7 protein-coding genes are annotated in these 13769 nt (G+C 59.0%); 4 read left to right on the plus strand and 3 right to left on the minus strand.

The window, feature by feature from the left end; all coding sequences use genetic code 11:
- Both Q0L57_RS30615 and Q0L57_RS30620 read right to left on the minus strand, forming a co-directional pair.
- The coding region (locus Q0L57_RS30615) for a DUF4347 domain-containing protein (RefSeq protein WP_296746894.1) at nucleotides 1-2767 on the minus strand (2767 nt) is incomplete at its 3' end.
- A 91-nt stretch (nucleotides 2768-2858) separates the two neighbouring features.
- Nucleotides 2859-3173, minus strand: coding sequence for a hypothetical protein (locus Q0L57_RS30620; RefSeq protein ID WP_296746827.1), 315 nt, complete (start codon nucleotides 3171-3173; stop codon nucleotides 2859-2861).
- 1013 nt (nucleotides 3174-4186) lie between these two features.
- On the opposite strand from Q0L57_RS30620, the gene Q0L57_RS30625 reads away from it, so the two are divergent.
- The 4 genes from Q0L57_RS30625 to Q0L57_RS30640 are packed head-to-tail and all read left to right on the plus strand — an operon-like array spanning nucleotide 4187 to nucleotide 12590.
- Complete coding sequence (locus Q0L57_RS30625) at nucleotides 4187-7873, plus strand: glycosyltransferase (protein WP_296746828.1); 3687 nt, start codon at nucleotides 4187-4189, stop codon at nucleotides 7871-7873.
- A gap of 30 nt (nucleotides 7874-7903) precedes the next feature.
- On the plus strand, nucleotides 7904-9013 hold the full coding sequence (locus Q0L57_RS30630; RefSeq protein ID WP_296746829.1) for a hypothetical protein: 1110 nt from the start codon (nucleotides 7904-7906) through the stop codon (nucleotides 9011-9013).
- Nucleotides 9010-10086 carry a glycosyltransferase gene (locus Q0L57_RS30635; RefSeq protein WP_296746830.1) on the plus strand — a complete coding sequence of 359 codons (1077 nt, stop codon included), beginning with the start codon at nucleotides 9010-9012 and terminating at the stop codon, nucleotides 10084-10086. Before Q0L57_RS30630 ends, Q0L57_RS30635 begins: the two co-directional genes overlap by 4 nt.
- A complete protein-coding gene (locus tag Q0L57_RS30640; protein ID WP_296746831.1) occupies nucleotides 10083-12590 on the plus strand; it encodes a glycosyltransferase in 2508 nt (835 codons plus the stop codon). The genes Q0L57_RS30635 and Q0L57_RS30640 overlap by 4 nt, the downstream gene beginning before the upstream one ends.
- Here Q0L57_RS30640 and Q0L57_RS30645 read toward each other — a convergent pair.
- Nucleotides 12544-13722, minus strand: a complete 1179-nt coding sequence (locus Q0L57_RS30645; RefSeq protein WP_296746832.1) for an FkbM family methyltransferase — start codon at nucleotides 13720-13722, stop codon at nucleotides 12544-12546. The two genes, Q0L57_RS30640 and Q0L57_RS30645, sit on opposite strands and share 47 nt — an antisense overlap.
- Between the last annotated feature and the right edge of the window lie 47 nt (nucleotides 13723-13769).

Here is a 13769-nt window from a genome sequence, read left to right on the forward strand (position 1 = left end):
CGCCAGTAGCTCCGGTTGCACCTGTGGCTCCAGTTGCCCCGGTATCACCCGTCGCTCCAGTGTCGCCCGTCGCGCCTGTTGCTCCGGTTGCACCCGTGGCTCCAGTTGCCCCGGTATCACCAGTAGCACCAGTGGATCCGGTCGCGCCGGTGGCTCCCGTTGCTCCAGTCGAACCTGTTGCACCCGTGTCGCCAGTCGCACCAGTCGAGCCTGTTGCACCAGTCGAACCCGTGGCACCCGTGTCCCCAGTCGCACCTGTTGCGCCCGTGGCTCCAGTTGCTCCGGTCGAGCCAGTCGCACCAGTGGATCCAGTCGCGCCAGTCGAACCGGTTGCGCCGGTCGAACCTGTGTCGCCAGTCGCACCCGTGGCTCCAGTCGAGCCTGTTGCGCCGGTCGAGCCCGTTGCGCCAGTAGCTCCGGTTGCACCCGTGGCTCCAGTTGCACCCGTGTCGCCAGTCGCGCCCGTGGCTCCAGTCGAGCCTGTTGCACCGGTCGAACCTGTCGCGCCGGTGGCTCCGGTTGCACCCGTGGCTCCAGTTGCACCAGTCGAGCCCGTTGCACCAGTCGAGCCCGTTGCACCGGTCGAACCCGTCGCGCCGGTAGCTCCGGTTGAGCCCGTCGCACCAGTAGCTCCGGTCGAGCCGGTTGCACCTGTGGCTCCAGTTGCCCCGGTGTCGCCGGTCGCTCCGGTTGCACCAGTCGAGCCCGTTGCGCCGGTCGAACCTGTTGCACCAGTTGCGCCCGTGTCGCCGGTTGCACCGGTGGATCCGGTCGCGCCGGTGTCACCAGTCGCGCCAGTCGAACCGGTTGCGCCGGTCGAACCCGTGGCACCCGTGTCCCCAGTCGCACCTGTCGCGCCCGTGGCACCAGTTGCTCCGGTCGAGCCCGTTGCGCCAGTAGCTCCGGTTGCACCCGTGGCTCCGGTCGCGCCGGTGTCACCAGTCGCGCCAGTCGAACCGGTTGCGCCCGTGGCTCCACTTGCTCCAGTCGAGCCTGTTGCTCCAGTCGAACCCGTGGCACCCGTGTCCCCAGTCGCACCAGTCGAGCCTGTTGCGCCCGTGGCTCCAGTTGCTCCGGTATCGCCAGTCGCACCAGTGGATCCGGTCGCGCCGGTGGCTCCAGTTGCACCCGTCGCACCGGCCGAACCCGTATCACCAGTCGCGCCAGTTGCGCCCGTCGCGCCTGTGGCACCAGTTGCACCGCCAGCACCCGTTGCACCTGTGGCACCCGTCGAGCCAGTGGCCCCGGTCGTGCCTGTTGCACCCGTAGCACCAGTCGAGCCTGTTGCGCCCGTGGCTCCAGTTGCTCCGGTATCGCCAGTCGCACCAGTGGATCCGGTCGCGCCGGTGGCTCCAGTTGCACCCGTCGCACCGGCCGAACCCGTATCACCAGTCGCGCCAGTTGCGCCCGTCGCGCCTGTGGCACCAGTTGCACCGCCAGCACCCGTTGCACCTGTGGCACCCGTCGAGCCAGTGGCCCCGGTCGTGCCTGTTGCACCCGTAGCACCAGTCGCGCCGCCAGCACCCGTTGCACCCGTCGACCCTGTAGCACCAGTGGCCCCGGTCGCGCCTGTGGCACCAGTCGCGCCACCAGCACCCGTTGCACCTGTCGACCCCGTAGCACCAGTGGCCCCGGTCGCGCCTGTTGCACCCGTAGCGCCGCCGGCACCTGTCGCGCCTGTCGCGCCGCCGGCACCCGTTGCACCTGTCGCGCCGCTGGCGCCGGTTGCACCTGTCGCACCCGTTGCGCCTGTCGCACCCGTTGCGCCTGTCGCACCAGTGGCCCCGGTTGCGCCTGTCGCCCCTGTCGGGCCGCTTGCACCCGTCGCACCCGTGGCGCCGGTAGCACCCGTAGCGCCAGTGGCACCCGTTGCACCAGCCGGACCCGTCGGGCCCGCGGTGCCGTTGTTCGTCAGATTGAGTGTCCCGCCGGTAAACTCATTTCCACCATTGGAGGTCCCTCCAGTCCCGTTGGCGGCGCCGGTCACGAAACTGTAAGTCGAAGGGGGATTGCCTGGGCCAGGGGTCAGTGTTCCGACCAAGCCAAAGTTTGTATTGTAAACAACATAAGTATCCGTTGTGTTTGGAATGGTAATTGTCGACGCAAAATTAAAAACCAAACCATTCTGCGCCGATGGAAGTTGGAATGATCCAACAACTGTAGCTGGATTTGCTGACGTATCGACCAGATAATAGACGTTGACATTCTTGCCGTTGCCCGTAGCCGTTATCTGGCCACTAAGTGTCAGATTAGCCGATGCGAGAATGCCGGCATAACTCCCCACGCCAATCGCGGTGAGCGGCGGCAGAGCCATAAATGCGCTAGTCGCCATATGCCAGGAACCACCCAGGCTGGCCGCGCCCACCAGCGACCTTGATGCCCGGACATCCGCGCCGGTAGCCTCTTCCAGAGCCGCGACAAACGTCTCGCCGGTGCTTCCCAGTGCCGTTTCGCAGCTCCACAACCGCAGTTCGCCCTCGGCGGAAAGCGCCCGGCCGATCGCTGCGAAATCCTCGCCGGCCTCATTCACTGTGGTGGCGGACCATTCCCCTGCCGAGAACCTAACCCGTCCCGGCTCGCCATGCGCGATGACGTGCACTGCCTTGAGCTGCTGATGACCTGCGAGGGCCGCAGCGATCTGCCGTGCCGCCGGTTGACGGCCATCGAGCACCACAGCCCGGACTTCTGGCCTCAGATTGCCAAGAACGGTCTCGATGTCGGAGATCGAAGGATCCACAAAGAGGATTTCAGAGGCGCGGGCGGCCATGACTGGCTCCTGTTGGCGTCGAATTCAGTTCAAAAGGGAAATGCCCACCGGCATGGCCGGCGGGCGTAGCGGACAAGAAAAGCGGGGGCGGTCATCGCCCCGCCGGACCGACAGCGCCACCGGGGCTGTGGACTGAGGGGCCCTCCACGCGGAGGAAGTCCGCAACCTGGAAATTGCCGCCATCGTCAAATGTGCCGATCGCGAATGAGCCGGCAGTGCTTGGGACCTTGACGGTAATCGCCACGGCAAGGCTCTGCTTGACCGCCTTGGGAAGGATCACCTGGCCGACGATCGCAGCCTTGGCCGCGTCCAGAATGAAATACGTCTCATTCTCCGTCGTATCCCCGATGGGCAAGGCGCCCCGAACGGTAACTTCCATCACCGCTAAGCCCGCTGTGTAGCTCATCACATCCTCCTTGCAGACCGCGACCGCGCCGCTGCCTCTTTCGTTTCTTTCTCAGGGTTCAATCAGTGCCGAACGCCCGCAACCGGACCAGGCGGGCCGTGGTGGCAGGCCATGAAAATCATCAAATTCCCGTAGGAAGGCGTCGCGATCCCTTGGCCGAATAGCATCAGCCGGCGGAAGACCGTCGCCGGAAGAAAGGTTCGGACAAACGGGGGATGCATCGATGCGGGGGCCCGCACGAGCCGGGCCCAGCCTTGTAGGCGGCAACACTCGAACCAACGTCAACTCCATCACGCCTGTCGCGACTTCTCGACGACGACCTGCGAGGGAACCGACTACTTCAAGGAAACAAATTGGGACCGTCGGCCTCTGAACAAAGGCTGAAGTCAAAAACGACGGTAAATTGGCACACCACTAAAACTACTACGCCCTCACGCAGGAAAGTGGCTTGCTTCCCTATTCCTCTCCCAGCTTCGCGCCCATCCGCAAAGCGCGGCCCTTCGCTCGATCTGCGCCCACCCTCAGTTGCATTAGCTATTAGTAAATTCGAAAATGATAGGCTTGTAAATGGCTTGGTTAACAAATTATGACTTGGAAAAGTTGCAGCCTGGCATGCCGCTTGACACACAGATGACACGTCCTGTCCGCATGCCTTTGAAAAATCGAGGCTTAAGGCCAAGGGGACAGTTCACGAAAAATTTGACGCCGGGATCGGGCCGACCGAAGCAGGCGCGGCGTCGTTTTAGGATGACCGCTTTGGGCCACGCACGCTCTTGCCGCCGCGAGAGTGCCGCCGACATGGGTGAAGCAGACGCCCTTTCAGCGCTGGGCGGCCCCCGAACCGACACGCCAGAACGCGATCTTGCGTGGAACGAGCCAACAGGCCAACCTAGCGAGGCGGGTACGGAGCGTGAGCGGATGAATCCTCAGCCGGGGCAATCGTGGTTCCAGGAAGCATCGGGGCGCGGATACAACCGCCTCGGCCCGCAATCCGGAAAGCCGACGGCGGGCCTATGACAAACGGCAAGCGCCTCTGCCTCAACATGATCGTCAAGAACGAGATGGCAAATCTGCCGCGCTGCCTTGGGGCGGTCGTCGACCATATCGATTGCTGGGTCATAGGCGATACCGGCTCGACCGATGGCACCCAGGACTTCATCAGATCGTTCTTTGCCGCCCGCAACCTGCAAGGCGAACTGCACGAGTTCCCTTTTCATAATTTTGAACAGGCACGCAACGACGCGCTCGATCGGGCATATGCCTCGACGCTGTCCTACGACTACCTGCTGTTCGACGACGCCGACATGGAACTCATGGTCGAGGACGCCAGCTTCCGCGAGCGGCTTGGCGGTGCCGGCTATCGGTTGCTGCAACGCTCGGACTCCGGGCTCGCCTACTGGAACACGCGCCTGGTGAGGCGCGACGCAGGCGCGCGCTATCATGGCGTGACCCATGAATATCTCGACGTGCCAGGAGGTGTGCAGGAATTGCGCAGCGCCTGGTACAAAGATCACGCCAGCGGATCGAACCGCGTCGACAAGTTCGAACGGGACGCCAGACTGCTGCTGGAGGCGCTCGAAAAGGACCCCGAGAACCATCGCTACTGGTTCTACCTCGCGCAGTCCTATCGCGATGCCGGGCGGACGGCTGAGGCGGCGCTTGCATATGCCAAGCGCGCCACCATGGGCGGATGGGACGAGGAGGCTTGGAACGCGCGCCTGCAACAGGCGCGTTGCCTGCGCAAACTCGGCGACGACGAAGGCTTCATCCGCGAGGCTCTGGCGGCCTTCAACCAGCGCCCGCAGCGCGCCGAGCCGCTCTACGACCTGGCGCGGTACCACCGTGAGAAGGGATTGAACGAGGCGGCCGCGCTGTTCTGCGAGGCGGGTCTGGCGATCCGTCGGCCCGAGCAGGATATCCTGTTCATAGAGGACTCCGTCTACACTTCCGGTCTGTGGGAAGAGTATTCGATTGTCGCCAACTACGCACGCGATCCCGCGCGAAAGGATCGCGGCTTCGCCGCCTGCAACTGGCTGGCGCTCAACCGCAACATCGCGGACGGGCCCCGGGATCTGGCGTGGTCCAACCTGTTCTATTACGTCCAGCCGGCCAAGACGATGATGCCGACCTTCAATGCCGGCAAGGTCGAGTTCACGGCGCCCGACGGGTATCGGCCGCTCAACCCGTCGGTTGCGCGACTTGGCCGGCAGATAGTCCTCTCGCAGCGAACTGTGAACTACGAGATGACAGAGGACGGCCTTCGCTACGAAACGAAGGATGGCGACGCGATCAGGACCCGCAATTTCCTGCTCCACCTGAGCGATCAACTCGCCGTGGAATCCGCCACCGAGATTCTGGCTCCCATTGACATGCCGAAGCCAACCTACGAGGGCGTACGTGGTTTCGAGGACCTTCGGCTCTTTGCATGGAACGGTGAACTTTGGGGCTCGGCGTGCGTGCGCGAGCTCACGCCGGAGGCGTGGTGCGAACAGGTTGTCGCCCGCCTCGATCAGAGCGGCCCCTGTCGGCTGACGGACTGGCGATTGCTTCGTCCATCTGGACCACGCGTGCATGAGAAGAACTGGATGCCGATGGTGAAGCCCGGCGCCGCGGCGACTGCCGAAGCGCTGCAATTCATCTACCTTTGCGATCCCACGCGGATATTGGACGAGAAGGCTGGCGCCATCAGCGAGAGTTCACCGGCAATCGCCGCGCAGAAATTTCGAGGGGGCAGCCAGGCGATCGAATTCGCCGGGGGATGGCTCGCCTTGATCCATGAGGTGCAGCTGAAGACGGCGGAGAACCGACGTTACTACCTGCACCGGTTCATCTGGCTAGACGAAAAGAACGACTTGCGAAAGGCAAGCCGCCCGTTCTTCTTCAACAAAAAGGGCGTCGAGTTCGCCGCCGGCCTGGCCTTGCACCCGGACGGAAAACGCCTGCTGATTTCCTACAGCGTGGCTGACAGCGAATCCTGGCTCGCAACCGTCGACGCGGCGGATGTCGAGGCTCTGCTGGAGGACGTGGATCGCCTGAGATCCGGCCTGCCGGAAGCGGCTGCGCAAAAGGCCTCCACTGCGCCGAAAGCCGCTTCGGGAAAAGCCGACCAGCTCGGACGAAAAGCTTCAGAACCCGGCAGGGGAAGATCCACTGACGAGATTTTTCACGAGCTGGCGCCGTTCCTGCGCGACGTTTCCTCGCCGAGCGAGCGCCGCGATCGATCGCGAGAGTTCGACGCGCGGATCGCCAACCTTTTGGACACCAACGACGCCACGCTTGCCCAGATCAATTGCTTTTACGAGGTCACGTCCGAAAAGGCCGAACACCGGACGCTGATCGCGGCTGTTACCTCGATGCGGGCTGCGGGCCATCCGGTGCGGGTATGGACCTATTCGCCGAAGAAGCTCGAATTCCTCCTCCAGCACGGGATCGAGGTTCGGGGCGCCGAAGATGTCATGCCGCGAGCCTTGTTCGAGCGGATCGTCGCCGGCTCCGAAATCCGCTACTTCAGCGACGTCTTTCGCTACGCCGTTCTCTACGAGCACGGCGGGCTGTGGATGGATACCGACGTGATCCTGCTGCGGCCGTTCCCGTTCCGGGGCGACCATTTCTTCAACCTGCAGTGGCGCGGGTCGCACAAGGGTCATTTCATCTGCGGCAACGTCATGTATGCCAAGCCCTACAGCCGGCACATGCGGGCGCTCTACGAAATGTCGATCGACCGCTTCCACCAAGCTCACGGCAAGGAATTTGGCGACATTGGCCCGAAGCTGCTCTCCGACTACATTGCGTCGGATGCTGGCGCCGAATTGCGCGATCAGGTCTTCGGCCCGATGTTCTTCAACGCCATCGACTGGACGGAAATCGATCGATTTGAAAGGCCGATCGCGGAATTGGCCGACTACCTGAACGATGAACGCGTTTTCGGTATTCATTTGTGGACGGCGCGCAACTCGGCCATGCCGGACGATAAAGGCGCGCCGCTCATATCGCGGTTGATCAGCCCGCTGGAGGGCTTCCCTGCCTTCACTGGCCTCGCCGACCGGTTCAATACGGACAAGAATCGACACACCGGCAACCGCCATTTCTATGCCCGGATCTACGATCGCCTGCTATCGGAGCGGCGCTTGTCGATGCGGCGGTTGATGGAGATTGGCCTGTGTCGCGGATTGGCGGAAGGCAATCAGACCGAGACACCTTCCGTTTCGCTCTGGCAGAGCTATTTCCCTTTCTGCCAGGTGATCGGTGTCGACCTCACGGACTTCTCCCGGCTCAACAACGACCGGTTCAAATCCTTCGTCTGCGACCAGTCGAAGGTGGAGGACCTGCGTCGGGTTGCAGGGACGATCGAACACGGCTCACTCGATGTCATCATCGATGACGGCAGCCACGCGTCCTTCGACGAGCAGCTGACATTGCGCGAGTTTTTCCCTCTGCTGGCCGAGGGCGGTTGGTATTTCATTGAGGATCTCGACTGGCAGCCGCCCGGAGAGGACCTGAGCAAGATAACGCTGACCAAGACACTGCTGCGCGAGATCAAGGACCATGGCGCGGCACGCTCCGTCGATCCGCTCGGCGTCGGCGCGCTGGCCGGGCAATTCGACGAGATCCTGTTCTTCGACAGCCACTACGAGATCAATCGAGCAAAGCTGCTCGGCGGGCTGGTGGCCATCCGCAAGAGTGGCAAGTCGGGCATGTAGAGAAGACCTTCGCTGGTCGAGGAAGGCGTCTTGAAAGTCGCTGTCTACACCATCGCATTGAACGAAGCTGCCAACGCCGAACGTTGGGCTCAGTCCGCGGTCGACGCCGACTACCGGATCGTGGCCGACACCGGCAGCACCGACGATACGGTCGAGCGGCTGACAGCGGCCGGGGTGACGGTGCACCGGATAACAGTTCGCCCATGGCGTTTCGACATCGCTCGCAATGCCGCCATGGCGTTGATTCCTCCCGACGTCGACGTTTGCTGCACCATGGACATGGACCGGTTTCTGGAGCCCGGCTGGCGCGCCAAGCTGGAGGCAGCCTGGACACCCGAGACGACCGCACTGTTCTGCAGGGTGTCTTATCGATCGAACATCGATGACCCGGTCGAGCTGCGCGGTTGGCCGGCGAAGAATTTTCATCATCGCTGGGGATATCGGTTCAAGCGGCCAGTCCATGAGGCATTGGTTTTCACTGGCGACAGGCAGGTCGAGCGCTCTGGCCACGAGATTGTTATGCGCGAGGTCCAAGATCTGGGCAAGGAAACTCGCAGGAACTACTTGCCGCTGATGGAGCTCGCTCATCGGGAGGACCCTGACGACGCGCAGATATGTTTCTGGTTGGGCCGCGACTACATGTGGGCCAATCGGCACCCGGAAGGTGTCGGGTTGCTGGAGCACTATCTCTATCTGCCTACGAGCACCTGGGCCGAGGAAAGGTCCGAAGCAATGCGCTATCTCGCTCGCATGCAACCCGACAAGAGAATGTTTTGGCTAGACAAAGCGCGGGTCGAGGCGCCGCATAGGCGCGAGATCTGGCTTGATTTGGCTGAAGAGTTTCACGGCAAGGCCGATTGGCCGGCTCTGTTTTGGGCATGCACAAACGGGATCCAAACCACGCGTAGAACCAACAGTTACCTGGACGATCCTCATAGCTGGGGTTTCCGACTGTTCGACTTAGGTTCGATTTCCGCATGGCGAATGGATGCAATGAACCGCGCGATCGAATGGTGCCAAGCAGCACTGGATATCGAACCGAACAATGATCGCCTCAAGAACAACCTTGCATTCTTCGCCAAGGCCCGGATCGGGCTTGAGGGCGACACCCCGATATCGCCGAACAAGGCGGTCCAATGAAAGTGGCCGTTTATACGATCGCATTGAACGAAGCAGTCCACGTCGAGAGGTGGGCGGAATCTGCCGCGGAAGCGGACTATCGGATTGTCGCGGATACAGGCAGTACGGACGACACGGTCGAACGGCTCACAAATGCCGGAGTCACTGTTCATCGCATCGCAGTACGTCCTTGGCGTTTTGACGATGCTCGCAACACAGCGATGGCCCTTATCCCGCCCGATGTCGATATTTGCTGCACCATGGATATGGACATGTTCCTCGAGCCAGGATGGCGTTCCAAACTCGAGTCCGCCTGGGCCAACGACACGACCGCGTTGTACTGCCGGATGTTGATCAGATCGAGCGTCGACGATCCGAACCCCACCCATGTCTACCCGTCGAAGAGCTTTCATAGTCGATGGGGCTACCGCTTCAAGAGACCCATACACGAGGCGCTGTTCTTTTCCGACAAGGAGGTCTCGTCCAGCACAGACCAGATTGTGATGCACCACCTGAGGAGCAACGCGGCCAATCATGAAAAATATTTGCGCCTGATGGAAATTGCGGCGGCAGAGGACCCTCGTGATCCCCAGATCTGCTTTTGGCTCGGGCGCGAACATATGTACGCCAATCAGTTGGAACAAAGCGCCAAGTTACTCGAACGGTATTTAGTACTCCCGACAAGCACCTGGCCTGATGAGCGATCGGAAGCAATGCGTTATCTGGCGCGGATGGTTCCCGAGCAACGGGCCCTGTGGCTGGACCGGGCAAGAATCGAAGCCCCTCACCGCCGAGAGGTTTGGCTCGACCTTGCCGAGGATTTCCATGGCAAGGGTGACTGGCTGAATCTGTTCTGGGCGTGCGCCAACGGAATCGAGAAGACGCGCCGGACAGGCAGCTACCTGGACGACATGAACTCCTGGGGCTTCCGGCTCTATGACCTTGGGGCGATTGCATCCTGGCATCTCAACGCCATGGACCGAGCCGTTGAGTGGGGACAAAAGGCGCTCGACCTCGACCAAAGCAATCAGCGCCTCAAAAACAATCTGGATTTCTTCGTTCGGCGGCGGGAAGAGGTGCGACTGCAGAAATGAGCGAGCTCTCTCAATCCACGTCTCCGCGCGCCCGACTGTTCACGGCATTCGGCACGGTACTGTACGTCGATCGCGCCACCGGCGAGCTCAAGCATGGGCCGATCGAGGCCAGCCCCGCAAACGCATATTTCCAACCGAGAGACGGATCGGCCAGCGGCTACAGGCGAGGTCAGCTGGTCCACGCCGCCGGCGGGTCGGACGAGCCGATCTATTGCTTCTATGACGTTTGCCTGACGGCCTCGCAGTCGCAGGGTAAAGATCGATCGGATTCCGGCGCCGCTACGCTCGAATTGGTTCCGCTGGAGCGCGGCCTGCTTGCATTGGGATCCGACGGTCGGTTTTTGTCGGCGATACCGGATGGCCGCGTGATGCACAGAGCCTCGGTTTGCAGCACATGGGAATTGTTCATCGCCTCAGAGAACTGGTGTACGGACAGCCCGGAACCTGCGCTGAACGGCGCTTGGCGTCGCGACGAAGCCGCCTTCAACAGGCGCCATATTGCGAGCCATATCGTTCATCCGCTGAACCGGATGAAATCGGCCCGCCAGCCGCGGGCGAAGAAGATTTTGATATACGGCTACACCAAGTGGTCCCACGGTCGAGTCTATTACGACCTGTGCAGGCACCTACATGATAGAGGCTATCTGGTCGACATACTCGATTGGCAGCAAAATCACGCCGAATACGCTCACCAACTGATCTCGTACTACGATTTCGTAATTGCCGCTCTGGATGGGGTATCGACCCTGGCGGATAGCTATCATGTTCCCTTCGACAAAATCATCGCCATCTCCCATCATGAGTTCGACATACGGATGCTGGTCGAGCAGAAGGGCATTGAGGTCTTCGAAAAGTTCGCCAACTATGGCGTAGTTAGCGAGTACGTATATTGCGCTTCATTGATGCGCGGTGTGCCAAGAGTTCCGATGGTCGCGTCCCTCGGCGTAAATTTCGATGAATTCTACTCAGATGTATCTGATAAACTGGCTGCCGTCGGTTATGCTTCATCGATGTCGGTCAAGACATATGGTGTGGAATGGAAACGGGGTGAGCTTGCTCAGGCTGCCGTCGCGGATGCCGGGCTCACATTCAGGATCGCTGGCTCGACTGGAAATCAAACGTCGTTTCTTGACATGCCGGAATTCTACCGATCCGTCGACGCCGTGGTGACGAGTTCAGTTAGCGAGGCCGCTCAATTGCCGGTTATGGAGGCCGCCGCGGCAGGCAGACTGGTCATCGGCACTCCAGTTGGACACTTCCCTCGCAAAGCATACCAAGGCGCCGGCATCATGGCACCCATTGAAGCCGGTAAATTCAAAGCTTTCACGACAGAAACATTGCGCTTCTATAAAGATAATCCAGGTTTATATACGGAAAAATGCAAATCAATACAAAATGCCGCGCGAAATTTTGACTGGGTACACTCGATCGATGAGTGGGTAACGCTGATTGACTCATCCGATCGTAGCGTGCCGCCTGTGCGTCGGGTTGAGAAACCCGTAAAGACGCTAAGAAAGGGAATAATTTGCGATATAAACTGGCTAAAGTCATATTTAGCGGATGAACACTATCATTGCATAAAAATACTTAACGAAGTACATGGATTTGACATCATAGACTCAAAGAATACAAATTTCAGCGACGAAGACGTGATAAATTCTATTGGCATGTACTCAGTGATAATCGTTGCGTATCAAGGATACGTCTCGGTACCTATCGATAAAATAAATACCTACACAATTGTCAGAGTTGACGATCTGGTTAGCTACGATCCGAAATATGACGAGTATCTAAATCACCTCATCGCTCATGCGGACATGATAATTAGCCCGTATGCCTATGAATTTTCGAACCATTACAAGCATCGTTTAGTGGTCTGGGTTCCGTATTCGTCAGCGCTGGAAGGCTGCAAGGACTACGAGCGCGTGACCTTCAACAAGAACCCGATTAACAAAATTCTGCTGACGGGGAGTGTCGCGTGGGATCGACCATTTCGAAAATTTGTCTCTGAATTGAATGATCCAAGAATAGATAAACTTGAACATCCAGGGTATCACAAAAAATACGATGAAAGAAGCCAGGAAACAGTCAAAACAAAATACTACGTGAAGCTATCTGATTATTTATGCTGCTTCAGCGACAGTCATTTATACAGATATATCCACCTGAAGAATTTTGAAATAGCGTCGTCTGGATCGCTATTGTTAGCTGATAAAGAAACAGAAAAGGAAATGAACGAATTAGGATTCATTGATAATGAGACATGTATATTTACAAAAAAAGATGATTTTTATGAGAAAATGGAATGGATACTTAGTCCAGATAATCGCGCAACGGTGGACAGGATCAGGCTTGCTGGCATGGATTTGGTTAGAAATAAACATATGACAAAGCATCGCGCTGAGCAGATTGATCTTTTGGTCAACTCAATAATATCGGCTTTGTCCGTTGGAGACTTTACCCGATCTCCAGAACTTGCTGGATCAACCTCAGCTTCCGGCTAGAATTTTCGGAGAGGGATCCGATTCTGTCCTTTCGCTTTGAGAACAAAGCATCAAACTCTATCGCGTCGCCATCAAAATTCGGTACTGTCCTGATCTGTCTCAAGGAAAATCCCCAATCCCACAACAAAGCAATGAGGTCGCCAATCAATTTTTGACCGCGGTAGATTGCAACGGAATGAGTCTCGAGCTCTATCGCAAGGCATCCTTCCAGATGCTTTCCAAAGCCGTCCAGGACCTCGTATTCGAGACCTTGCACATCTATCTTGATCACATCCGGCGATGGCAGCCTCATTGAATCGACCAATTCGTCGTAGCGAGTGCACTCTACCGCCTGCCTGCCAACAGTACGGAATATCCAGCCTATCGAGTAATGCTGCAAGATATTGAAGTTGGGCTCGCGCAAGGACGAGCAACCAGAAGCCGCCGCGACGTGCAGTGTTCGCATTCCGGAAGCGTCCGCCAAAGCCTTCTCGATGACCCTTGAACCGGGAATTCGACTTAGGGTTTCCCTGACTGCGGCAGCTTCTGAGGCTATCGGCTCGAATACTATGGGCGTAATGTGGTCTGCCTTCAGCATCCACTTCGTCTGCAGGCCGCCCTGCCCGCCGACATCCACAAGGACAATGCGCTCCTCCGGCGCTATCTGGGACAACTCAGCCGCCGCATCAAACGCTTCGACAGTGATGCTCAGAAAGGCGAACTGATCACGCCCTGTGCCCGAATAGACAGGGTGCCCTCGGTCGGAACAACCTATTGAGATCGAAGGGTGGCAATTGAGAAATGTCACCTCGACATCTAGTAGACCAGGTTCGCGAGAACTGACCGATATTTTGCGGCTGATCCCTCGGTCAACGATTGTTCCCCGGGCATCTAGTTCGGCGACGTTCAGATTACCGAAATGGTGTATGTAGAAATTGGCCGACGCTGCCGGCAGAAATTTGATCAGACATCTGATCGTTACCAATCGAAAGACGAATTCCTGGCCGTAGATCCTCAAGAGATGATAGCTCAGACGATCTGAATCTGAGACTATGAGAGACCCGCCCTCGATCCGAGCGGACATCTCATGGACCACCTGCCAGGTTGCCAAGTTCTCCCCGGCAAAAGTTTTGGCATAGATCGCCTCGGCCAAATTCACCCCCTCGTGACTTGCGCTCTGGCCTCTATTTCCTCTTCGCT

It is taken from the genome of Mesorhizobium sp. (assembly GCF_024509055.1).
GTDB lineage: Bacteria > Pseudomonadota > Alphaproteobacteria > Rhizobiales > Rhizobiaceae > Mesorhizobium.